Here is a 22,770-nt window from a genome sequence, read left to right on the forward strand (position 1 = left end):
CGCCGTGGCGCTGGCTGTCACCAGCGGATCGACTCGTGTGGACGTGCCCCGCCACCGGGCGGCGCGCCGCCCTCGTACGGCCAGCGCAGCAGCGCACCCAGACCGCCGACCGGCAGCCCAGTGGGCAGCTCCGGCTCCTCGGCGTGCGGTCGTACGGAGATCACTTCGGCCCCCGTGGTGGCCGCCGAGCGCAGCAGCGCGTCATCGGCGCGGGCCGAGACCGGGTGCAGCTCGCCCAGATAGTGGGCCTCGGTGCGGCGCACCGCGATCTGGTCGGGTTCGTCGCCGACCCATACCTCGCGGTACAGATCGGGGCCGTCGGGCCGTACGAGAAGAGCGGCGATGCGGTGCTCCCGGGCCGCGCCGACCAGTGCGGGCACGCCTTCGACGGCGTCGACCTGGCCCTCCTCGGTGGGCACCCGGCCCGCCAGGAAGCGGTCCATCACCTGGGCGGTGTTCCGATGGATATGGGCGGCGCGGGCCGCCTCCACCTCGTCGTCCAGCCGCCCCGAGCGCTCGGCCTCCACCACCGCGTCACGCGTTTCGGGCGGCAGATTGTCCCGTACGGTCAGGCACTGGCGGTGCTCACCGGTGAGGACGACCAGGGTGGCGCCGGTCTCCTTCTGGCAGGCCAGCAGCGCCTCCGCGATGACCGCCGCGTTACGGTCCCAGGTGTTCTCGACCGCGTTCTGGAAGCGCCGTTCGGACCAGTCGGTGGTCGGGGTCCGATGGACCGGCCAGTCGTCCCCATCGACCCGGCCCGCGCTGTGGGTACCGAGCGGGCCACGTATCTCGAAGTCCGCACCGGTGCGATCGATATGGGCGATCAGGCAGCTGGGCTCGGCTTCGCCGAAGTCCAGCAGCGGACCGGTGTGCGGCAGCGGCGCCCAGCAGGTGTACGGCCCGCCGCCGGGCGGCGGAGTCGTCAGCGCCGGGTCGAGCACCACCTCGCCATGAGTGGCGAACACCGCCCGCCCCGGCGGCTGCGAGGTACGCGGCAACGCGCTCAGCGTGTCGTACACGGCCCGGCAGGTGGGTTCGTCAGCGCCCTGCTGCGCCAGCCGGTCACAGGCCGCGCGGGCGCTCAGCTCCTGCTGGGCAGGCGCGTCCTCGGAAGTGGTCGTAGTGTCGAAGTAGACCGAAGCCCAGGGGCCGGGCCGGTCATAGAGCGGGTTGAGGAATCCGAGCTCCATGGCTCCCTCCTTGGATCGCCGCATCCGGGTACCCGGGTAGGCGCAGGTGACACGGAAGGAGGGCACCGGAACATGAGCGGAATCGATCCGGTGCGGCTGACTGAGGCACAGCTCCTCAAGGAGCTGGAGACCATCCACCGCACCCGGCACGACACACTGCTGCATGGCTCGGCGGACGCCTTGGCCACCCACAACGTCCGCATGGCGGAGCTGGAGGGCGAATATCTGCGCCGCCACCCACGGCGCCCGGTCGCAGCCGGGCGCACCAGGGAAGGGGCCCGGGCCCGGGAGTGCTGAACTGCCGCTGAACCGGGTGTGTTTGCCGTCCGCGGGGCGGGGCACTCGGGAGGTGGTCGAGCGGCGGCCCCCGGTGGGGAACACAGCGGCTTTAGGCGCGGGATCAGGGCCCGCGCCTAAAGCCCTGTCCGTGTCCGGGCAGGGGTGAGTGGTGTGAGTAGCCCGCCAGCGCTCGGGTACCCGGCGCGCATGACCGATAAGAGGATGTATCCCAAGCCCGGTGAGGGACCCGGTCCGGTACGGGCCGAGGATGTCTCTGAGCCGGTGGCGAGGCTCATCCGGGAGGAAATCCGGGTCGCCACCGATGAGCTGCGCACCGAGCTGCGCGAGCATGCCCGCCGCCGTGAGGTGCGGCTGCGCAGCGCCGCCGCCGTGCTGGGCCTGTTCGCCGGTGCGACGCTGACCGCGGCCCTGGTGCTGCTGCTCGATCTGGTGATGGTGGCCTGGGTGGCGGCTCTTGTGGTCGGCCTGCTGCTGGCGGTGCTGGCCTGGGCGCTGCGTACCGCCACCCGGGAACGGCCGCGCCATATGGACGCACCGGGCGGCGCACAGGACGCGGTCGTCGTACCCGGCACACCGCCGGGCGGGCCCGTACCGCCGCAGCCCCCGACCGCCAAGCCCCCGCCCCCGGAGGAGGCGGAGCGCCCCGAGGAGCCCGGTCAGCGCTAGCTCATGCCCGGCCCAAAGCTCTTAGCACAGCAGCCGGGGCCTGCCCCGGTGCCGGTGCGCCGCCACGGCCTCGACGAAGGCGTGGACGAAGTCCACACTCGCCAGACCGTCCGCCGTATCCGTCACCACCCCACGGTCGCTGACCGTGCCCGCGCCATCGCCCGCGATGTGCAGTCCACGCGGTTCCAGCGTGGCCAGCGCTCCGACGCCGGACCCCAGCGCGCCGATCGCCTTGCCGTGCCGGTAGGCGTCGCGTACGAAACGGATCACCGCGTCATCGCCCGCCAGCTCCCGCGCGTTGGCCGGCCCTCCGCCGGGCAGCAGCACCGCGTCGTAGAGCACCGAGGCGACCGTGGGAAGAGCCCGGTCCACCGGGTGCTCCTGACCGTCCGAGCCGGACACCGTGCCGTCGTGCGGGGCGAGCGCCTCGACGACCGCGCCGCGTTCGCTCAGGGCCTCCCGCATCTCCCGGACCTGGACGGCGTCGACCCCGGCGGTGACGAGCACCGCGATCTGCCGGGTGCGGATGGATCCGTCACCGCGCAGCGACTCCTGGCTGAGCGCCGGTGAGCAGAGCTTGTGGTGCTGGACTGCGGGCTGCTCCGGCCGGGCGACCCCGATGCCCTCGGCGACGGATCCGGCCAGCCCCTCATCGACGTTCGACAGCTCCTGCACCGTGCGCTCCCGGATACTGACCGAGCCGACCTTGCCCAGTTCGAAGCGGAACGCCTGGACGATGTGCTCCTTCTCCCAGTCGCTCATGCTGTTCCAGAAGAGCGTGGCCTGGCTGTAGTGGTCCTGGAAGCTGGAGCTGCGCCGCCGGATCTTCGCGCCGTCGATGTGTTCCGCGTGGTGTCGGAAGACGCCGCCGTCACCGCCGCCGGCCCCGCCGATCACCGGGCAGCCACCGCCGAGTGAATTGGGCGAGTAGCTGGTGCCCGAGTGAATGGCGGACTGGTGATAGCCGTCGCGCTGGTTGGTCCGGACCGGCGCGACCGGCCGGTTGACCGGCAGCTGGGAGAAGTTGGGGCCGCCGAGCCGGATCAGCTGGGTGTCCAGATAGGAGAAGAGCCGCGCCTGGAGCAGCGGATCATTGGTGAAGTCGATGCCGGGCACCACATTCCCCAGATGGAAGGCGACCTGCTCGGTCTCGGCGAAGAAATTCTCCGGATTGCGGTCGAGAACGAGCCGGCCCAGGGGCTGCACCGGCACCTGCTCCTCTGGGATGATCTTCGTCGGGTCGAGGAGATCGAAGTCAAAGGCGAACTCGTCCCACTCCGGCACGAGTTGCACACCCAGCTCGTACTCCGCGTACTCACCCGCCTCAATGGACTGCCACAGATCGCGCCGGTTGAAGTCCGGATCACGGCCCTGGCACTCCTGCGCCTCGTCCCAGACCAGCGAGTGCACCCCGAGCTTCGGCTTCCAGTGGAACTTCACGAAGGTGCTCTCACCCCGCGCGTTGACGAAGCGGAAGGTGTGCACACCGAAGCCCTGCATCATCCGGTAGCTGCGCGGGATGGCCCGGTCCGACATCAGCCACATCATCATGTGCAGTGTCTCGGGCTGCAGCGAGACAAAGTCCCACAGGGTGTCGTGGGCGGAGGCCCCGGTCGGGATCTCATTGTGGGGCTCGGGCTTGAGCGCGTGCACGAAGTCGGGGAACTTGATGCCGTCCTGGATGAAGAAGACCGGCATATTGTTCCCCACCAGGTCGAAGTTTCCCTCCGAGGTGTAGAACTTGGTGGCGAAGCCTCTCACGTCCCGCACCGTGTCAGCCGAGCCGCGCGGCCCCTGCACGGTGGAGAAGCGCACAAAGACCGGCGTACGGACCGAGGGATCCTGCAGGAACGCCGCCCGGGTGAAGGCCCCGCAGCTCGCATACGGCTCGAAGTACCCATAGGCGCCCGCCCCTCTGGCGTGCACCACCCGTTCCGGGATGCGCTCATGGTCGAAGTGGGTGAGCTTTTCGCGGAAGTGAAAGTCCTCCATCAGCGTCGGGCCGCGCTCTCCCGCGCTGAGCGCGTCATCGGTGTGGTCGACCACTACCCCCTGGTCAGTGGTGAGCGGTCCCTCCCTCGGATCATCGGCGTGGTGCTCGGCGCGCTGCCGCTGCTTGCGGTCCTCGGACATGGGGTGCTCCTCCCGCTCGGTTGACGCCGGGCGAGTTGCCTCGTCAGCGCCATCCGAAACCGGTCGGAGTTCACCCCTCGTCCTGCTCCTCGCCGCGCCGCCGGGCGTCGGCGCGCTCACGACCGAGAAGTTGACACACAGCACGGAGGACCCCGGGCACAAACCAGGACGGCAGGAGCCCGTACATCAGATAGCGGGTTGTCGGCGCCTCGGTGTCATGCGCCCGGTGCCGGGCCAGCGGTCCTCTCACCGGCGCGCCACCACCCGCAGGGTGCGCAGCGTCTGGTCCGCGGTGTCCGGCACATACATACCGGCCTGGACGCCCGACGTCAGATAATCCACCGTCTCCCGGCTGATGCGTTCGCCCGGTACGAGCACCGGCAACCCCGGCGGACAGGGACTGGCCGTCTCCGCGGCGATGCGGCCGACCGCGTCCTCGGCGGGTACCTGCTCGGCCGGCCCGAAGTAGGCGTCGCGGGGCAGCATCACCTGCTCCTGCTCCAGACCGGCGGGCGAGGGCAGGCGCACCTCCGCCGGGGGCGGCAGCGAGCCGCGCTGCTTGACCAGCTCGATCAGGGCGTCGGTGAGGTCGAGGACCGACTCCTGGCTGTCGGCGTGGGTGAGCTGGATGACGATACGGCGGTGGTCGGCCAGCGCGACATCGATCTGGCGGTGCGCACGCAGCCAGTCCGCCACCGCGTAGCCGCTGGTGCCAAGCCCCGGGACATCGATGACGGTGACCAGCGGATCGCGGTCATACGCCCGGCCCGGCCCGGTGAGCTCCTCCGCGAGCGGGGTCAGCCCGGCGAGCTTGCCGACGGCCTCGCGCAGCCCATCGGCCAGCGACAGGGCGTCGTCCAGCAGTTCGCGGCCCCGCTCGGCCATCTGCCGCCGCCAGCCGTCGATCGCGGCGTAGATGAGTACCGAGGGGCTGGCGGTCTCCAGCAGCTCCTCCCGCATGCGCAGCACCGACGGATCCACCAGCTGTCCCCGCAGATGGAAGACCGAGGCTTGCTCCAGACCGGCGCCCATCTTGTGCACGCTGGTCACACCGACATCGGCGCCCGCCTCCATGGCTCCGTCGGGCAGCCGGGGGTGGAACGGCAGATGGGCGCCCCAGGCCTCGTCCACGATCAGCGGGCGGCCCTGCTGATGGCAGACCTCCGCGATGCCCCGGGTATCGGCGCAGGTCCCGTACGCCGTGGGGGAGATCAGCACCATCCCCTTGGCGTCGGGGTGGCGGGCGAAGGCTTCGGCGACCTCCTGCGGGCCCGGCGGATGGGAGAAGTGGTAGCCGGCGTCCCAGTGCGGCCGTACCCACACCGGCTCAATGCCGGCCAGTACCAGACCGGAGACCACGGACTTGTGGGCGTTACGGGCCACCAGCAGCTCGTCGTACGGGCCCGCCACCGAGAGCATGGCCGACTTGACCGCCAGCGAACTGCCGCAGGTCGAGAAGAAGGCGTGCTCGGCCCCGACCGCGTCCGCCATCAGTGCCTGGGCGTCGGCGAGAATCCTGCCGGACATCCGGCGGTCGTCCAGGCCGCTCAGCGACGGCAGATCGGCCGCGAAGACGTCCTGCCCGAGGGTGGCGATGACCCGGGGATCGGCGCCGGCTCCCTGCTTGTGCCCCGGCGGGGTGAAGGAGCGGTGTCGCACGCCGCGCCGGTGCTCGGTGAGCGCGTCCAGGACCGGTGCGATGGAGTGGTCCCGGGTGCGGTTGTCCCGGGCGGTCACTGACATCACTGCTCACCCCCGCTTCCGACGGCGTTCACACCCATGTCGATCGCCTCTCTCAACGAGCCAGCCGTGGCAGGACCTTGGTGCGGTAGAAGTCGAAGAAGCCGCGCATATCCGGGCCGATCTGGTTGATGAGGACCACATCGAATCCGGCGTCCACGTAGGCGCGCGCGCTGCGGATGTGCTCCTCCTCGTCATCGCCGCACGGGATGGGGGAGTCGGCCACCTGCTGCTCGGTCACCAGCTGGGCCGCCTGCTCGAAGTGGCGGGGTGTGGGCAGCAGCTGCCCCAGCTCGCCGGGGAGGAACATGTTCGGCCAGCGCTGGTGTACGGCGCGTACCGCCGCGTCACGGTCCGTGTCGTAGCAGACCTTCATCCCGCCGTGTGCGGACGCCTGGCCCTGCTGTCGTCCGCCGCCGCTGTGCCGGAAGCGGTCCACGGCCTCCCGGTCGGGCGACATGGTGATGAAGCCGTCACCGATCCGTGCGGCCAGCTCGGTCGCGGCCGGACCGGCACCCGCCACATCGATCGGCACCGGTTCATCGGGGACGTCATAGAGCCGGGCGTTCTCGACGGTGTAGTGCCGCCCTTGGTGGCTGACCTCGTCTCCGGTCATCAGCCGCCGGATGATCTCGACCGCCTCCTCGAGCATCTCGTGCCGTACGGCCGTGCGCGGCCAGGCGTCACCGAAGATGTGCTCGTTCAGTGCCTCGCCGCTGCCGACACCCAGCCGGAAGCGGCCGCCCAGCAGGATGCCGCTGGTCGCGGCGGCCTGTGCGATGACCGCGGGGTGAATACGGACGGTCGGGCAGGTCACCGCGGTCTCCACGTGAAGAGTGGTCGCCCGGGACAGGGCGCCGATGACAGACCATACGAAGGGGCTGTGTCCCTGGACATCGTTCCACGGGTGATAGTGGTCGGAGATCCACAGCGAGGTGAAACCAGCCTGCTCCGCCATCTGTGCCTGCTCGACGAGGGCGTTCGGCCCATAGTCCTCGCTGGCCAGGAAGTAGCCGTACTCGGTCATGACGACAGACCTCCACTGCGCCGGTACCGGAGGCCCTCGGGTATCCGGCCGGTCCACACGGAAACCTTGTTTTAGCCGGGGGGCGTGGGGTACACGATGTTCGTGCTTTGGACCGAAGGCACATTCCGCGGGAGCGGTGTCACGGCCGCCCCCGGGCTGAGCCTCGGTCCGGCCTGTGCCTGATCTCGCGGTGATCATCGCAGTGCAGTCGACCTCCTTAGGAGAGACGACAGCCATGACGACCGTACAAGCACGCGCCAAGCACGCACGTCACTCACATGACGACGCCCCTGACACCACGGCCCAGTTCGAGCGCATCGCGGCGCTGCCGGACGGGCCGGAACGTGAGGCACTGTGTCAGGAGGTCGTGAGGGCTTGGATGCCGATGGCGCAGCGGCTCGCCCGGCATTTCCGAAACCGGGGGGAGTCGATCGAGGACCTTGAGCAGGTGGCCGCCCTGGGCCTGGTGAAGGCCGTCCGCCGCTATGAACCAGGGCGCGGCAGCGCCTTCGAGAGTTTCGCCGTACCCACGATCGTCGGCGAGGTGAAGCGGCACTTCCGTGACCATATGTGGGGCCTGCATGTGCCCCGGAGAGTGCAGGAACTGCGTAACCGAGTGCGCACCGCCCACCGGCGGGTCAGCACCCGGCTCGATGGCCGCACCCCAAGCGTTCAACAGCTCGCTGAGATCAGCGGCCTTACCGAGGAAGAGGTACGTACCGGCGCGGAGGCGCTGGACAGCTACAGCACGCTGTCCCTGGACGCCGAGCTGCCCGGCTCCGATGACGGCTACTCGCTGATGGACGCGCTGGGCACCGCGGAGCCCGGCTATGACCTGGTGGTGGACCGGGAGTCGGTCAAGCCGCGGCTCGCCGGTCTCCCGGAACGCGAACGCAAGATCCTCTATCTCCGCTATTTCTGCGATATGACGCAGAGCAACATAGCCGAGCAGCTGGGCATCTCCCAGATGCATGTATCCCGGCTGCTCAGCCGTACGTGCGAACGGCTGCACAACGAGATCGAGGCCGACCGGCAGTGTGCCCGCACCGAGGCACCGTCACCCCGACCCCGGCGGTGCAACTCGCAGTCGGCGTAGGTCGCGGTCGGGTGCAGGCTGCGATCGGTGCAGGTGCCAGCCGGTGCAGGTGCCAGCCGGTGCAGGTCACAGCCGGTGCAGTGCCAGCGCGATATGCCGGGCGATCCGGTCGATGACGCCTGCCTCGGCGAGCGCGAAGGCAAGGCGCCCGCCCGAGCGCAACAGCGTGAGCGCGCCAAGGGGCGGGCCGCCAAGGCCTGTCCGGAGCGGCACACACAGCAGCGAGCTGACCTCCGCCCGGGCGAGTACGGCGGACCCGGAGGCGTCCCGGCCAAGCGCCTCCGGGTCCTCCGGACGCACCTGAAGGGCCTCCATGCCGTGCTGGACCGCGTCGACAACCAGGGGGCACTCATCGGGCGACTGCTTGGCCACGGCGGTACGGACCACGGTGGCCGAGGAGGCGAAAACGGCGGTCCGCTCCAGCTCGCCTCCGGGCAGCGCCAGATCGATGATCACCCAGTCGGCGAATCGATTGTGCAGCACTGTGCCCACGCTGTCGGCCACCGCTTGGGCGGTCTTGGCGGAGATCAGGGCGGCCGCCATATCGTCGAACAGGTCCAGCAGCTCGGTGTTACGGGTGGCCTCGGCAAGATCCGGGCGGGCGGTACGTGGGTCCACCAGCGGCACATCCGGGGTCACCGGCCGGGGTGGCGGGGCGGTGGCCTGCTGGAAGACGGCGAGCACCGCGGTGTGCGGCTCACGCGGCGGGCGCAGCGGAGTCAGTGTGGTGCGCAGCTCCGGGCCGCTCCCCTGGGCTCCCCGCTCCGGGGAGCGCAGTAGCCGGACCATCAGACTGCGCTCACCCTCACCCCGGGCGACCGCCGCGACCTGCGCCCGGAAGGCCGCCCGCTGATCGTGCGCCAGCGCACCCGCCAGCCCCCGGCCGGAGGCGTAGCCCTCACGCATCCCGAACACCTGTGCGGCGGCGTGGTTCAGTCGCCGCACCACCGTGTCCCGGTCCAGCAGTGCGACCGGCAGCGGAAGCCGCTGAAAGAGGGCACGCTGAAGATGCTGCTCATCAGAGCTGCCGCGCCCCGGACCCCGGCGCTGCGGTTCCACACCCGCCGACTCGGCCATGTGGATAACGTATCGCCATACGACTCGCTGGTCCCCCGTTTCCCTTCCGCGACACCGGGCACCATTCCGGATGGAGCCCCGAGCGACGGCGTTTCCCAAGGAAGGCGTTTGCGCAGGAAGGTCCAGCCATGCAGGATCGCCGCGAAGCGGCCCCGTCCGAGCCGGCAGCTGAGGGGTTCGCTCCCGAACCCGAGGTCGGCTCTCCGGTTCGCAGCCTCGCCCACCTCGCCGAGCAGATCGCCCGCCGTACCCCCGGTTGCTGCGGAGTGGCCGCCACGGCCAGCGCCTCCGACGGCCCCGGCGCCGCTGACGCGCCGGGGGAGCCCGTCGTCGTCACCCATCCTGATCTGTCCACGCTGGTCGAGGTGCAGCAGGAGTCCGGCGAGGGCCCGATCCCGGACGCGCTCGCCACCGGCCAGGCCGTCGGGGCGGCCGACCTTCTCTACGACGACCGCTGGCCGCACTATCGCGCCCGGGCCCTGGACCTCGGGGTGCGCTCCAGCGCGACCCTGCCCTGCGAGCGGGATGGGCAGGCGGTCACCCTCAGCGTGCACGGCTTCCGGCCCCGGCCCGTGGAGGAGGCCGTCGGCGGGGCGACCGCGCTGCTCGGCGACCTCACCGCCCTCGGGCTGGAGCGGGACCGCCGCTACCGGGAGGCGCTGGTCCAGGTGGATCAGCTCGCCACCGCGCTGCGCACCCGGCCCGTCATCGATCAGGCCTGCGGCATCCTGATGCATGTGCTGGGCTGCGATGCCGACGAGGCCTTTTCCCTGCTGCGACAGCTGTCTCAGCGCAGCAACCGCAAGATGTCCGAGCTCGCTGGCGCCGTGGTACGGACCCGGGGGCGCGGTATGGAGCAGGAGTTGCGCCGGTTCCGGCAAACGCCGTAGCAGCTATGTGTCCGGCCAGCGGGCCTTCGCGCGGTCTGCGAAAGTGGAAGGAATCGTGCGGTATACCGGGCGATACACGGACACCGGAGGCGCCGATGCAGAGCACCCACCCGGATACCTCCGACACCACCGCCGCCGCCCTGGCCACCGCGGCCTGCGGCTACTGGCACCGCCGCGGGCTGCCCACCGCACCCGGCCAGGTGGTCGCCGCCCCCGGCGCACCTGTAATGCTTCTCGCCCTGCTCGCCGCGACCGGTGCCGGTGGCGTACGCGGCGGCAGTGGGGTACTGCTGCCCCGGCCCAGCGCCGCCTGGTACGCCCCGCAGGCCCGGCTGTTGGGCCGCCCGCTGCACCCGGTGCCGGTGCCCGCCGAGTGCGGCGGGGTGCCGGACCCCTTCGCTCTGCTGGAGACCGTGCGCCGCGTCCGGGCCGGGGGCGGCGACCCCCGGGTGCTGCTGCTCTCCGTCGCCGACGACCCCACCGGCACCGCCGTACCGCCCGAGCTGCTGCATGAGGTGTGTGAGGCGGCGGCCGACGAGGGGCTGCTCATCGTCAGCGATGAGAGCTGGCGCGACACCTCCCACGACCCGCACGACACGGTGATCGTCAGCCCCGCCGAGATGCTGCACAGCGCGGGCACCGACGCGGACTGGGTCGTCGTCCTCGTCGGTCTGGGCGCCGCCCTGCTGCCACCGGGACTGCCCGCCGGAATCGCCCGCTTCCCCGGCACCGACCAGGGCCGGGTACTGGGCGACGCGGTCCGCGAGGTTCTGGACACCCTCCATACGGAGCTTTCCCACCCCGTCGCCGAGGCCGCCGCCGAGGCCCTCACCGAGCCCGCCGCGCTCCGGGAGCAGCGCGCTGCCACGGCCCGTACCCACGGCGCCTACGCCACCGCACTCCAGCACGCCGTCACCGAGGCCGGAGCGCTCTGCCGTCCGCCGCACGCCGGACGGCAGCTCTACGCCGACTTCGAACCGCTGCGCTCGGACCTCGCCGCCCGTGGCATCGAGGACGCGGCCACCCTGGAGGCCGAACTGGTGGTCCGACTGGGCCCTTTCGTCATGGGCGGTCACCGCTTCGGCGACGACCCGCACGCCCTTCGGGTGCGGCTTTCCACCGAAGTGCTGGCCCGGGGCGCCCCGACGCCCCCCGAGGGTTCCGGGGTTCTGGACGGGGTGAGATCAGCTCTGACCGAGCTGACCGCCACCCACTGAGCGGTCCGGCAGCTGCACCGACCCTGGTTCCGGAAACCCGCAGGAGCCCCCGTGACCGATCACACCGATCACACCGACCACACCGAACAGCGCGAACAGCGCGAACAGCACGAGCAACGCGATCAGCGCGAACGGCGAAGCAGGCGTACGGTGTCTGACTCCGCCGGCCCCGCCGAGCCCCGGCCGCTCGGTGAACGCCGCCGCTGGCCACGCAGCTTCGCCGACCGGCTCACCGCGCCGCTGCCCGGTATCTACACCTTCCCCCGGGTCGTTCGTCAGGGCGGTATGCGCCCCAGCGCCGAGGCGTTGCGCCAGGTGCCGCAACTGCCGTTCGAACCCGCCCCACTGCCGCACGTCGACGCCGCGACGGTCGCCGTCACCTGGGCCGGACACGCCAGTTGGGTGCTCCGCGTCGGTGGGCTGACCGTCCTCACCGACCCGGTCTGGTCCCGCAGGATCCTCGGGACCCCGGCCCGCATGACCCCGGTCGGTGTCGCCTGGGACGAGCTGCCGCCCATCGACGCCGTCGTCATCTCCCACAACCACTACGACCACCTTGACGCCCCCACCCTCAGGCGACTGCCCCGCGACACCCCGCTCTTCGTTCCCGGCGGCCTCGCCGCCTGGTGCCGTCACCGCCGCTTCACCCGGGTGACCGAGCTGGACTGGTGGGAGGCCGCCGAGCTGCCCGCGCCCGGCGGCACCGTCCGCTTTGACTTCGTCCCCGCCCACCACTGGTCCAAGCGCACCCTGACCGACACCTGCCGCTCGCTGTGGGGCGGCTGGGTGCTCACCGACCGCACCGGCCAGCGCGTCTACTTCGCGGGTGACACCGGTTACGGCCACTGGTTCGCCGAAATCGGCCGCCGCTACCCGGATATCGACCTCGCCCTGCTGCCCATCGGTGCCTATGACCCGGGGTGGTTGCTCCGGCCCGTGCACACCAACCCGGAAGAGGCAGTGCGCGCCTGCCAGGACCTGGGCGCCCGTCATATGGCCCCCATGCACTGGGCGACCTTTCTGCTCTCCGCCGAGGCCCCGCTGGAGCCGCTGATCCGGGTCCGCGCCGCCTGGGCCAAAACCGGCCGCCCCGCCGGGCAACTCTGGGACCTCCCGGTAGGCGGCTCCCGTGTACTGGACCCCTAGGGGGTGTCTGGTGGATCTCCGCGGCGTCGCGACGCCTGGCACGCACGCTCGCTGCGTTGTCGTCGGTCGCCAACCAACCAGGTTGGCTTCCTCCTCCGCCTTGCGATCGCACGCACCAGACGCCGCTCCTTCCTCCACGGAGATCCACCAGACACCCCCCAGTCGAACTGAATCGCGATCCGCCGGATTGTGAACCGGTCGGCGTTCCACCGGGCCTGAGGAACTAACTAACTCTCTGACACTCTGGTGAATACGCCGTTCGGTGAACCTTATACTTCGCCCATGGCACAGAAGATCGTCACGCTTTATATCGATGACCTCACCGGTGAAGAGGCTGAAGAAGCCCAGACCCACACCTTCTCGCTCGATGGTGTGGCCTACGAGATCGATCTCGGACCGGACAGCTACGAACAGATGCTCCAAGCCTTCGGTCCCTTCCTGAAGGCTGCCCGTAAGACCGGGAAAGTCAAGGGGCCGGGGGCGGCCAGGCGGCAGGCCAAGGCCGGCGGCGAGGACTCCGCCAAAATCCGTGAGTGGGCCAAGGAGCACGGCTACGAGGTCAGCGACCGGGGCCGTGTCCCCGCGAACGTCCGGGAAGCCTACGAAAAGGCCCACTGAGGAGAGTTTCGCAGACAGCGGATAGTGGAGGCTGAGTTGAACCCCCTCTCCCCGGAGGGGGTTCACAGCTGTCTGGAGTCACGCGTTGGGCTGGGCCCAACGAAAGACCACGAAAGTCTGTCCGGCGGTGTCGCCGGTCTTGTCACCACATCATTCCCTCGGCCGTTTCCATTCACCTTCGAACGGGCGCCGATTCCGTTTGAGATGGGACAAAGGAAGACAGGCACGCCGCACAACCGCGGACGCCGGGTCGCCGCACCCTACGCTGGGACCATCCGCACCCCAGCACCCAGACGCGAGGATTACGCCCATGCCCCAGCCCGAGCCCCTCACCGCCACCGAGATCGATGCCGCCCTCGCCGAGCTGCCCGGCTGGCAGCTGGCTGGAGACCGCATCACGCGGACGTACTCCTTCGGCAAACACCTTCCGGCAGCCGCCATGGTCATCCATATCGCGGCAATCCAGGAGGAGCTGAACCACCACTCGGATATGGAGCTCGGCTACAACAAGCTCACGGTCTCCGTGAATACCCACAGCGTCGGATCCAAGGTCACCAGCCTGGATACGCGACTGGCCCGCCGGATCGAGGAGATCGCGGCGGGCCATGGGGCGAGCTAGCTGACTACCCCCGCACCAGACTGAGGCCGTAGGCCGACAGAATCGGGTTGACCGGCTGGTAGAACGTGGTGCCGTCGCTGCGGCAGTTGCCGGACCCACCGGAGGTGACACCCTGCGCCTGGCTGCCGGTGATGAAGGAGCCACCGGAGTCACCCGGCTCGGCGCAGGCCGAGGTCCGCGTCACACCGCGTATCGTGCCCTGCGGATAGGTGACGCTGGTGTTGTGCTGCTGGATGGTGCCGCAGCGCCAGCCCGTGGTGGAGCCGGAGCGGCAGACCGAGGAGCCCACCGGAGCCTGGGTGGACCCGGCGACCCGCTGGCGGGAGCCCTGCACCCGGGAAGTCGGGGTCCAGTTGGCGTTGGTGGCCACATACGCCATGTCCCTGCCGGGGAACTGCGAACCCCGGAAGGTGCCCTGGCCGACCCGGTTGTAGCCGGTGGTGGACGCGCCGACCCGGCCGCAGTGTCCGGCGCTGACAAAGCCGCGCTCGCTGCCGCGGGTCACCGCGAAGCCGATGGAGCAGCGGGCGGAGTTGTTGATGTAGTACGCTTGCCCGCCGACAAGGTCGTAGAAGGGCTTTGGCTGCTCAGCGGACTTGACGATGCGTACCTTGCCGGCGTCGGCACCACTGGTGGCGATGAACTTCTTCGCCTGTGCGGGCTTCGCCGACTCCACCACGACGCTGTTGGACTTCACATCGACGTACCAGACAGCTGTGGCGTCGGGGGTCTTCTTCGCCGCCGCCCTGTCGAGCTTGGCCAGCGCCGAGTCGAGCGCGTTCAGGCTGTGGTCGACGACCTTGGCGGTCGCACCGGCACGCTCGATCGCGGCGGCCTGGCTGTGATTGAGCGAGCCGGTCGTGGCAACGACGAGCTTCGCGGTCTTGCCGGTCACCCAGGCACCGCCGTACTGGCCGCCCAGATCCTTGCGGAGGGCGGGCTCAAGCACGCCCGCCCGCTCTTCGTTGACGACTCGGGTCTGGGCTTCGGCCGGGGTGAGGCCGAGGTCGCGCTCCATGGCCTGCAGCATCCCAGCGGAAAGCTGCACCGTAGCCTCCTTGGCCTGAGAGGCTTCCTGCGCTCCCGCGGTAGCGGGAAGAGTGGTGATACCGAGTGCGGCGATCGCTACGCCTGCCGCGGCGATCGCACTGCGTCTGCGGAGCATGGGGGTTCTCCTCAGTGTTGTAGGGGGTGCAGCTCAAACTAGCCACCCCGAACTGAGGTGTGTACCTGTCAATCCACCCCTCTCGCGGTGCGATGGAACCGGATAGCGGACACTCAACTGGCCGTGCCGAACTGCCCGTTCGCCGCCAGCCACTCCGCGTAGCGCGCATTGCGCCGGGCCGCTTCACTGTGGACTTGCCGGGCGTGCAGCGCCGCCGCGGGCGCCGCGCCAGCGGCCGGTGACCCGGGGTGATGTCCGATCAGATGTCGCCAGCTGAGCGGCGTTCCGGCCAGTGGCAGCGTCACGATGCCGGGGGTCGGCGGGAACGTCGCACGGCACAGTCCGACCGCCCGGCCGACCTGCACAAGATGGATACAGGAGGAGGTATCCGTCTCGAAGACGGAGAGCGGGGTGAAGCCCGCCCGGGCGCAGGCGGCGGAGAAACAGTCTCCGAAACAGCCGTCGCCCGGAGCGTTCGCCCACCGCTCCTCGGCGAGCTTCCCCAGCTCCAGCTCGCCTTCGCCCGCGTGTGGATGCTCCTCCGAGAGCATGATGAAGACCGGGTCGCGTCCCACCGCCTGCCATGACAGCTGGTCGGCGGCGGGCGGCGGGCTCTCCCCGCACACCCCGATCAGCGCGAAGTCCAGCCGCCCCGCCCCCACCAGGTCGCAGATCTCCTTCACCGACCATGAAGTGAAGGTATTCACCGGCGCGTCCGGATGCATCGCGGAGATACGGTCCACCAGCGCCCCCAGCAGCGGGCCGTGCGTACCCCCGATCCGGAACCGTGGAATGTCCCCCCACGACTGGGCGAACCGCTGTGCGTCCTCCTGGAGCTGCCGCATGCCTGGCAGCAGCACCCGGGCGCGGTCAAGTACCAGTTCGCCCAGCGGGGTTGGCTGGGCGCCCGCTCGGTCCCGGATGAACAGGGCTCCGCCCAGCGCTCGCTCGATCCGCTTGAGCTGACTGCTGAGCGCCGACTGGGCCAGCCCCAGCGATGTGGCCGCCCGGGTGAGGCTGCCCGCCTCGTCGATCGCCCGGATGACCTTGAGATGTCTTACCTCCAGGTCCATGCCTGGAAATTACGGCTTCGTGCAGATCACGGCAATACAAGGGCCAGCCCGTAGACCGGCGGATGTGAGCGTCAGCCGACCCAGTCCTGGGTGTCCGGATCCGGCCCGAGGCGGGTGCCGGTATTCAGACCGGCGATTGCGGTCATGTCACCCGCGTCCAGCTCAAAGCCGAAGACATCGATGTTCTGCCTGATTCGGGATGGCGTGGCGGACTTGGGAATCACCACATTGCCCAGCTGCAGATGCCAGCGGATAATGACCTGCGCCGGGGTCTTGCCGTGCTTGTCGGCGATCGCACCGATCCGCTTGTCGTTGAGGATGCCCCTGCCCTGGCCCAGCGGCGACCACGCCTCGGTGGCGATGTTGTGCGCGGAGTGGAAGGCGCGTAGCTGCTCCTGCTGCAGATTGGGGTGCAGCTCGATCTGGTTGAGCGCGGGGGCCACCGAGGCCTCACCGAGCAGCCGCCGCAGGTGGGCGGGGTGGAAGTTGCAGACACCGATCGCCCTGACCCGGCCCTCGGCGTACAGCTTCTCGAAGGCCCGCCAGGTGTCGACGTAGCGGTCGAACATCGGGAGCGGCCAGTGGATCAGATAGAGGTCCACATAGTCGAGGCCGAGCTTGCCGAGCGATGTGTCGAAGGCGCGCAGCGTGGTGTCGTACCCCTGCTCACTGTTCCAGAGCTTCGTCGTGATGAAGAGCTCCTCGCGCGGCAGCCCGGAGGCGGCGATGGCCTTGCCGGTGCCCTTCTCATTCTCGTAGGCGGCTGCGGTGTCGATGCTGCGATACCCCGCGTCAAGCGCATGGCCGATGATGGCCGGGGCTTCCTCATCCGGCACCTGCCACACCCCGAAGCCGAGCTGAGGCATCGTGACGCCGTTATTGAGAGTGATGCCGGGAACATTGCTCACGAGCGCTGCGTCCTCACGTCGGTCAGAGACAGATACACCCCCAGCATCAACGACAACCCCCCACGCCGCATGCTGTGAGCAGTCGCAGCCCCGCGTCAGGAGTAAGCGGTACCGCAGCTTGCCGGGACCGATCGGTCTGGGATGGGCCCTGTGGCCCTCCTGCTCTGACTCCTGGCCGCGGCGGCACAATCGGGACACGGGCGGACTCGGCGTTGCCGCCCCGGCCGCCGCCCAAGTCTCCGTCCCAGCCGGGCTGAGCCACACGCCCAGCTGAATTGGCTGGATCGGTAGCTGTGCGCGTGGGTAGCAGGCGACGCTCAGAAATGGCTGCGCTGCCCCTGGGCATAGCCGCTCGCCTAGGGCTCGAACCCTCCAGCTTTAGACGCACGCGTATGTAATTGAGCTTTGTGGCTATGGCTCGTCTCACCGGATGCGGGCTTGACTGAACCCATGACTCAGAACACGCAGAGCACGAAGGCAGCCCATACGAAGACGACGCTCGTCATCGGCGGCACCGGTAAGACCGGGCGCAGGGTGGCGGAGCGACTCACGGAACGTGGCCTGCCGGTGCGGGTCGGATCACGCTCCGGCGAGCCGTCCTTCGTGTGGGAGGACCCCGCAACCTGGGAGGCCGCGCTTGACGGCGTCGGCGCCGTCTACATCACCTACTACCCGGACCTCGCGTTCCCGGGAGCCGCCGAGACCGTCGGCGAGTTCTCCCGGTTCGCCGTTGGCAAGGGGGCGCGGCGCCTGGTGCTGCTCTCCGGCCGCGGTGAAGAAGGCGCCCAGACCAGCGAGCGCGCCATGCAGGACTCAGGTGCCGACTGGACCGTCGTCCGGGCCAGCTGGTTCGACCAGAACTTCAGCGAGAGCTTCTTCCTGGAGCCCGTGCTCGCCGGCGAGATCGCCCTGCCCACCGGGGATGCCGTCGAGCCGTTCGTCGACGCCGACGACATCGCCGAGGTCGCCGTTGCCGCGCTCACAGACGACAAGCACATCGGCAAGATCTACGAGCTCTCCGGCCCTCGGCTGCTGAGCTTCCACGACGTCGCCGCGGAGCTCTCCAAGGCGACCGGCCGGGAGATCCGCTATACGCCGGTCACGATCGACGAGTACCGCGCTGTCCTCGAGGAGAATGGCCTGCCGGTCGAGTTCGCCGACCTGTTCGGTTTGATCCTCGACGGGCGCAACGCACACCTCGTCGACGGCGTCCAGCAGGCGCTGGGCCGACCGCCCCGGGACTTCAGCGAGTTCGCCCGCGACGCTGCTGCCACTGGCGTCTGGGCGGTCTGATCCCCACACGGCCGACGGGCTCCGCGACCGACGCACGCCAATGGACGGAGCCCGCAGGGCAGAAGGCGCCACGTCGCACGGGCACGCCTGGTGCCGGCCGACCCGCCGCTGGGCAGCCGCCGGCGTACCAGGGCCGGATCGGCGATTCGCTCGGGTGACCCAGCTGCAGCCAGCTCATCGTTGAGCGGGGTGTTGAACCGGCGAGTTACGGCGATCACCGCCAGGTACAGAGCAAAGGCGGCCGCGACCGGGAGCAGAACCTGCCGCCCGTCGCCGACCAGATGCAGTGCCGTCGCCAGGCCCGTCGACAACAGAGCACCCACGAAGCCGATGACGAACCACCCATTGAGAATCGCCACGTTGACCCGCTGCATCACATCGATGAACGTTCTGTCGTCCGTGCGGCGCAGCCCAGGCATCACCGAACAGGCGTATGCGTAGAAGAGGCCCGCGACCAGCCCCATCGTCATCGTTGCCGCCACCAGTGACGCGGTTCGCGCCAGTTCCATCATCCCACCCCTCTCATCTTTAAGACTTGTGAATATGAAAACATGTCAATTCATTCGCCAGCATCTAAACTCTGGACCATGGACACACTCACGGCCCTACTCGAAGGACCGAAGGCGCGCGGAGCGTTCCTGCTCAAGTCGGTCTTCAATCCGCCGTGGTCCCTGCGCATCGAGGACCAGGCACCGGTCTCCGTGGTGACGATGGTGCGCGGCGACGCATGGGTGCTCCTGGCCCACGGCACACCAACGCTGCTGCGTCCCGGTGACGTGGCAGTCATGCGCGGACCGGACCCGTACACCATCGCCGACGCCCCTGACACGCCTGTTCAGATCGTCGTCGGGCCCGAGCAGCGATGCAGCACCTCCCAGGGCGAGGATGTCACTGAGACCATGGCCCTGGGAGTGCGTACCTGGGGCGATGACAGGCGGGACGGCTCGTCGGTGATGCTCAGCGGCACTTATCAGGCGCCCAGCGAGATCGGACGGCGTCTTCTCGACGCCATGCCCGCGCTGCTGGTCCGGCCCGCCGAGGCCGGGGACAACACGCTCGTTTCGCTGCTCGCCGCAGAGATCAGCAAAGACGAGCCCGGCCAGGAGCTGGTACTCGACCGCCTCCTCGACCTGCTGCTCGTCAGCGTCCTGCGCACCTGGCTCGCCACCCCCGGCAGCGGCGCCCCCGCCTGGTACCGGGCCCAGAGCGACCCGGTCGTCGGCCCCGCACTGCGGCTGCTCCATGACAACCCGGCCCATCCCTGGACGGTGGCGTCGCTTGCCCTCAAGGTCGGCGTCTCCCGCGCCGGGCTGGCCCGCCACTTCACCGCATTGATCGGCGAGCCTCCAATGGCGTACCTCGCGGGCTGGCGGCTCACCCTCGCGGCGGACCTGCTGTGCGAGCCGGACTCCACAGTGGCCACGGTGGCCCGGCGGGTCGGGTACAGCAGCGCCTTCGCGCTGAGCGCCGCGTTCAAGCGGGTACGCGGGATGAGCCCGCAGGAGTACCGCCTCAGCGGCCATGCCGCCTCGGCCCGGCCGCTCAGCTCTCGGATACCATCCTTAAACGCCTGTGACCTTCGGAAACGCCGGTGAAATAGATCCCCTCAAGCTGGCAAGCGAAAGGCGGCGCCTCTGTTGCGGAGCACACTGCTGAGCAGCTTCGCACTCGCTGATCCTGCACCTGGGTGCAGGCTGCCTCCCGTCAGCTGATCGAGTCATTCGGTTCATGCGTTCGGTGACGCTCTTCCGGAGGAGTAGTCCATGGAAGTGCTCTCCTTGTCGCCTTGTTCAGCTTGGCCGTACGGTTCAGCTCGCGGAGCTGGGCAGGGCCCCGGTCAGATCCTTGGCCGCCCGGTGGGCCTGGATGGCCCGCTCGACGTCGTCGTCCACCAGTTCGTGGTTGATGGCGAACGCAGCGGCGGCCCCCATCCCGGCCGAACTGACCACAAGTGCCCGCGAGTCCACGACGTTGCCCACCGCCCAGATGCCGGGCACGCTGGTCCGGCCTGTACGGTCGGTGGTGACCCAGCCGTTCTCGTCCTGCTCGCAGCCCAGCCCGGTCAGCAGGCCGTCGCGGGGCACCATGCGGGGCACGAGGAACACCGCGCCGCGGGACACCCCGCTGCCCTCGGCCAGTTCGACGCCGCGCAGCTGGTCGTCCTCCACGACGAGCCGCTTGGCCGTGCCGTCGACGACGCGCACCTCACGCGCGGCCAGGGATTCCCGCTCGTCGTCGGTCAGCTCCAGGGTGTGCCGGAAGAGCACGACGTCGTCGGACCACTGGCGCAGCAGCAGCGCGTGCCGCACCGCGGCCGGGTGTGTGCCCAGTACGCCGAGCGGCTGGTCCCGCACCTCGTACCCGTGGCAGTACGGGCAGTGCAGCAGGTCCTTGCCCCAGCGCTCCCGCACCCCGGGGATGTCCGGCAGGTCGTCGCGCAGCCCGGTGGCCACCACGACCCGGCGGGCAGTGAGCGCCGGGCCGCCGGCCAACCGTACGGCGAAGCCCCGCGTGCCGCCCTCGGCGGCCTGCTGCACCTCGTCGACCTGGCCGTCTATCAGCTCGGCGCCATACCCGGTCACCTCGGCCCGGCCTGCCTCCAGCAGCGCCGCCGGGGCCATCCCGTCCCGGGACAGGAAGCCCTGCATGTGCGCGGCGGGCGCGTTGCGCGGTGCCCCCGCGTCCACGACCGCCACGCTGCGACGCGACCGAGCGAGCACCAGGGCCGCGTTGAGCCCGCCGGCCCCCGCGCCGATCACCACGACGTCGTACTCGGAATTGTTCTGGGTCATGTCCGTCTCTCTCATCTCTCTCGTCCCGCCGAACCTCTCCCGCGATCAGCGCTGTCTCACAGGGTGCGATCGCGGCCCGGGGCGGGCAATTTTTGTTGCTGTTTCCGCAACGGTCCTGTGCAATGGACGACATGGAGCAATCACCTGCCATCACCCAGGTCCTCCGTCAGGTGGGCCCCCGGCTGAGGCGGCTGCGCACCCAGCGCGGCGTGGCGCTGACGGCCCTCGCCGAGGCCACCGGAATCTCCAAGAGCACGCTGTCCCGCCTGGAGTCTGGGCAGCGCCGCCCCAGCCTGGAGCTCCTGCTCCCCATCGCCCAGGCCCACCAGGTGCCCTTGGAGGAACTGGTCGGTGCGCCGGAGGTCGGCGACCCCCGCGTCCGGCTCACGCCCAGCAACGTCAACGGCAACCGGGTGCTGCCGCTGACCCGTCAGCCCGGGCCGCTCCAGGCGTTCAAGATGGTGATTCCGGCCGCCCGCAAGACCCCCGACCTGTGCGACCACGAGGGCTACGAGTGGCTGTATGTGCTCTCCGGCAGCCTGCGGCTGATCCTGGCCGACCACGATCTGGTACTGGGACCGGGCGAGGCCGCTGAGTTCGACACCCGGCTGCCGCACTGGTTCGGCAGCACCGGGAACGGCCCCGTGGAGATTCTCAGCCTCTTCGGGCGCCAGGGGGAGCGTATGCACGTACGGGCTCAGCCCCGGGTACGAGACAGGCCCCCGGCCCCGTGAAGTCCGCCGCCAGCGTGTCGAGCAGCAGTTCGCGCGCCGTGTGCTGTGACCGGGAAGGTTTGCCGGGGTTGGGGTGGTCCGGCCAGGCGGCTAACGGGCAAGATCGTCGGATGCCTTATCTCGGGCTGATGACCGTAGTCGTGCGTGACTACGACGAGGCCATCGCTTTCTACGTGGACGTCCTGGGGTTCGTCCTTATCGAGGACACCCGTGTCGATGACCGGAAACGCTGGGTTGTCGTCGCTCCGCCCGGGGCGAGGGAAACGGCGGTGCTCCTGGTCCGGGCCGCGACCGGTGGGCAGGAGGCTCGTATCGGCGACCAGACGGGCGGCCGTGTCGGCTGGTTTTTGAACACCGAGGCGTTCGAACGCGACTACGAGCGTATGCGGGCGGCTGGGGTCGCGTTCGAAGAGGCACCGCGGCAAGAGCCTTACGGCACGGTCGCCGTCTTCAGGGATCTGTATGGGAACCGCTGGGACTTGATCCAACTGTCTCGTGACCGCGACGCCGGGGAGGCTGGTGACGCGGGGTGAAAGGCGGCCGGGCCGTCACGCCGCCAGCCGGTGTCGTCCGCCCCAGCAGATGTCCTTTTCGCTGCGGACGCGGGCACGTTCGCGTCGCTGGGCGGCCAGAAGGTCCGGGTGGCGGGAGTTCGTGTTGCGCCAGCGCAGGTGGGCATCGAGAGTAGAGAGCAGGACGCGCTTGAGCTTGTAAGGGGCGAGGTGGTCGCGAACAGCGCCGGCTATCCAGGTGCCGATACCTTTGCCGCGATGCGCAGGAGCCACGTATACGTCGCAAAGCCAGGCGAAGGTTGCCCAGTCGGTGACGACACGCGCATAAGCGACCTGAGAACCGTCGGCGTCATAGGCAGCAAAGTTGAGAGAGCCGCGTACCGACTGCTCGACTGTTTCGCGGCTGCGGCCCAACGCCCAGAACGCGTCAGTCGAAAGCCAGTGGTGGATCGAGTCGATGTCGAGACGGTCTGGGTCTGTGGAGAGCTCGTAGCCGTCTTCCCTGCTTGTGATCAGGCTTAGGCATCGTACTTACGGGCACGCTCGGGCAGCCGGAGGCACCCTCACGAAC

At 69.6% G+C, this 22,770-nt stretch carries 22 protein-coding genes and 2 pseudogenes; 12 read left to right on the forward strand and 12 right to left on the reverse strand.

Features of this window, described 5'->3' with window-relative positions; genetic code table 11:
- Positions 1-17 precede the first annotated feature (17 nt).
- Complete coding sequence (locus tag test1122_RS23345) at positions 18-1,193, reverse strand: baeRF2 domain-containing protein (protein WP_232271138.1); 1,176 nt, start codon at positions 1,191-1,193, stop codon at positions 18-20.
- A gap of 72 nt (positions 1,194-1,265) precedes the next feature.
- On the opposite strand from test1122_RS23345, the gene test1122_RS23350 reads away from it, so the two are divergent.
- Both test1122_RS23350 and test1122_RS23355 read left to right on the forward strand, forming a co-directional pair.
- Positions 1,266-1,490, forward strand: a complete 225-nt coding sequence (locus test1122_RS23350; RefSeq protein WP_232271139.1) for a DUF6158 family protein — start codon at positions 1,266-1,268, stop codon at positions 1,488-1,490.
- 189 nt (positions 1,491-1,679) lie between these two features.
- Positions 1,680-2,159 carry a phage holin family protein gene (locus test1122_RS23355; RefSeq protein WP_232271140.1) on the forward strand — a complete coding sequence of 160 codons (480 nt, stop codon included), beginning with the start codon at positions 1,680-1,682 and terminating at the stop codon, positions 2,157-2,159.
- A 21-nt stretch (positions 2,160-2,180) separates the two neighbouring features.
- Here test1122_RS23355 and test1122_RS23360 read toward each other — a convergent pair whose 3' ends face one another.
- From test1122_RS23360 to test1122_RS23375, 4 genes are all read right to left on the reverse strand, one after another.
- The gene (locus test1122_RS23360) at positions 2,181-4,292 is read right to left on the reverse strand and encodes a catalase (protein WP_232271141.1); all 2,112 of its coding nucleotides are present in this window, start codon (positions 4,290-4,292) and stop codon (positions 2,181-2,183) included.
- Between the two features lie 70 nt (positions 4,293-4,362).
- Positions 4,363-4,542 (reverse strand): hypothetical protein, encoded by a 180-nt coding sequence (locus tag test1122_RS23365; protein WP_232271142.1) that lies wholly within the window; start codon positions 4,540-4,542, stop codon positions 4,363-4,365.
- The gene (locus test1122_RS23370; RefSeq protein ID WP_232271143.1) at positions 4,539-6,035 is read right to left on the reverse strand and encodes an aminotransferase class I/II-fold pyridoxal phosphate-dependent enzyme; all 1,497 of its coding nucleotides are present in this window, start codon (positions 6,033-6,035) and stop codon (positions 4,539-4,541) included. Before test1122_RS23370 ends, test1122_RS23365 begins: the two co-directional genes overlap by 4 nt.
- Positions 6,036-6,087: 52 nt before the next feature.
- Positions 6,088-7,059, reverse strand: a complete 972-nt coding sequence (locus test1122_RS23375) for a TIGR03557 family F420-dependent LLM class oxidoreductase (RefSeq protein WP_232271144.1) — start codon at positions 7,057-7,059, stop codon at positions 6,088-6,090.
- Between the two features lie 235 nt (positions 7,060-7,294).
- Between test1122_RS23375 and test1122_RS23380 the strand changes: the two genes are divergently transcribed.
- Positions 7,295-8,155, forward strand: coding sequence for a SigB/SigF/SigG family RNA polymerase sigma factor (locus test1122_RS23380; RefSeq protein WP_232271145.1), 861 nt, complete (start codon positions 7,295-7,297; stop codon positions 8,153-8,155).
- 66 nt (positions 8,156-8,221) lie between these two features.
- Here test1122_RS23380 and test1122_RS23385 read toward each other — a convergent pair whose 3' ends face one another.
- Entirely contained in the window at positions 8,222-9,232 is a 1,011-nt protein-coding gene (locus tag test1122_RS23385) for a PAS domain-containing protein (RefSeq protein WP_232271146.1), read from the reverse strand.
- A gap of 128 nt (positions 9,233-9,360) precedes the next feature.
- On the opposite strand from test1122_RS23385, the gene test1122_RS23390 reads away from it, so the two are divergent.
- The 5 genes from test1122_RS23390 (at position 9,361) to test1122_RS23410 (ending at position 13,722) form a co-directional block, all read left to right on the forward strand.
- A complete protein-coding gene (locus tag test1122_RS23390; RefSeq protein WP_232271147.1) occupies positions 9,361-10,122 on the forward strand; it encodes an ANTAR domain-containing response regulator in 762 nt (253 codons plus the stop codon).
- Between the two features lie 95 nt (positions 10,123-10,217).
- The gene (locus test1122_RS23395) at positions 10,218-11,339 is read left to right on the forward strand and encodes an aminotransferase class I/II-fold pyridoxal phosphate-dependent enzyme (RefSeq protein ID WP_232271148.1); all 1,122 of its coding nucleotides are present in this window, start codon (positions 10,218-10,220) and stop codon (positions 11,337-11,339) included.
- Between the two features lie 150 nt (positions 11,340-11,489).
- A complete protein-coding gene (locus test1122_RS23400) occupies positions 11,490-12,485 on the forward strand; it encodes an MBL fold metallo-hydrolase (protein ID WP_232272043.1) in 996 nt (331 codons plus the stop codon).
- 282 nt (positions 12,486-12,767) lie between these two features.
- Entirely contained in the window at positions 12,768-13,103 is a 336-nt protein-coding gene (locus test1122_RS23405; protein WP_232271149.1) for a histone-like nucleoid-structuring protein Lsr2, read from the forward strand.
- A gap of 310 nt (positions 13,104-13,413) precedes the next feature.
- On the forward strand, positions 13,414-13,722 hold the full coding sequence (locus test1122_RS23410; protein WP_232271150.1) for a 4a-hydroxytetrahydrobiopterin dehydratase: 309 nt from the start codon (positions 13,414-13,416) through the stop codon (positions 13,720-13,722).
- A gap of 4 nt (positions 13,723-13,726) precedes the next feature.
- Here test1122_RS23410 and test1122_RS23415 read toward each other — a convergent pair whose 3' ends face one another.
- The 3 genes from test1122_RS23415 to test1122_RS23425 all read right to left on the reverse strand — a co-directional run bounded on the left by test1122_RS23415 (position 13,727) and on the right by test1122_RS23425 (position 16,868).
- A complete protein-coding gene (locus tag test1122_RS23415; RefSeq protein WP_232271151.1) occupies positions 13,727-14,887 on the reverse strand; it encodes a S1 family peptidase in 1,161 nt (386 codons plus the stop codon).
- Between the two features lie 113 nt (positions 14,888-15,000).
- Positions 15,001-15,960, reverse strand: a complete 960-nt coding sequence (locus test1122_RS23420) for a LysR family transcriptional regulator (protein ID WP_232271152.1) — start codon at positions 15,958-15,960, stop codon at positions 15,001-15,003.
- Positions 15,961-16,031: 71 nt separating this feature from the next.
- Positions 16,032-16,868 (reverse strand): aldo/keto reductase, encoded by an 837-nt coding sequence (locus test1122_RS23425; RefSeq protein WP_277879877.1) that lies wholly within the window; start codon positions 16,866-16,868, stop codon positions 16,032-16,034.
- 450 nt (positions 16,869-17,318) lie between these two features.
- On the opposite strand from test1122_RS23425, the gene test1122_RS23430 reads away from it, so the two are divergent.
- Positions 17,319-18,161: an NmrA family NAD(P)-binding protein gene (locus test1122_RS23430; RefSeq protein ID WP_232271153.1), complete on the forward strand. Its 843-nt coding sequence runs from the start codon at positions 17,319-17,321 to the stop codon at positions 18,159-18,161.
- Positions 18,162-18,310: 149 nt separating this feature from the next.
- Here test1122_RS23430 and test1122_RS23435 read toward each other — a convergent pair.
- Positions 18,311-18,673 (reverse strand): annotated as a pseudogene (locus test1122_RS23435) (anthrone oxygenase family protein); the annotation flags it as partial.
- A gap of 75 nt (positions 18,674-18,748) precedes the next feature.
- Between test1122_RS23435 and test1122_RS23440 the strand changes: the two are divergent.
- Complete coding sequence (locus tag test1122_RS23440) at positions 18,749-19,756, forward strand: AraC family transcriptional regulator (RefSeq protein ID WP_232271154.1); 1,008 nt, start codon at positions 18,749-18,751, stop codon at positions 19,754-19,756.
- Positions 19,757-19,969: 213 nt separating this feature from the next.
- Here test1122_RS23440 and test1122_RS23445 read toward each other — a convergent pair whose 3' ends face one another.
- Entirely contained in the window at positions 19,970-20,953 is a 984-nt protein-coding gene (locus test1122_RS23445; protein WP_232271155.1) for an NAD(P)/FAD-dependent oxidoreductase, read from the reverse strand.
- Positions 20,954-21,084: 131 nt separating this feature from the next.
- Between test1122_RS23445 and test1122_RS23450 the strand changes: the two genes are divergently transcribed.
- A complete protein-coding gene (locus test1122_RS23450) occupies positions 21,085-21,687 on the forward strand; it encodes a helix-turn-helix domain-containing protein (RefSeq protein ID WP_232271156.1) in 603 nt (200 codons plus the stop codon).
- 110 nt (positions 21,688-21,797) lie between these two features.
- A complete protein-coding gene (locus test1122_RS23455) occupies positions 21,798-22,220 on the forward strand; it encodes a VOC family protein (protein WP_232271157.1) in 423 nt (140 codons plus the stop codon).
- Between the two features lie 138 nt (positions 22,221-22,358).
- Here the strand turns inward: test1122_RS23455 and test1122_RS23460 are convergent.
- Positions 22,359-22,715 (reverse strand): annotated as a pseudogene (locus tag test1122_RS23460) (GNAT family N-acetyltransferase); the annotation flags it as partial.
- Positions 22,716-22,770 lie beyond the last annotated feature (55 nt).

The organism is Streptomyces gobiensis (assembly GCF_021216675.1).
Classification (GTDB): domain Bacteria; phylum Actinomycetota; class Actinomycetes; order Streptomycetales; family Streptomycetaceae; genus Streptomyces; species Streptomyces gobiensis.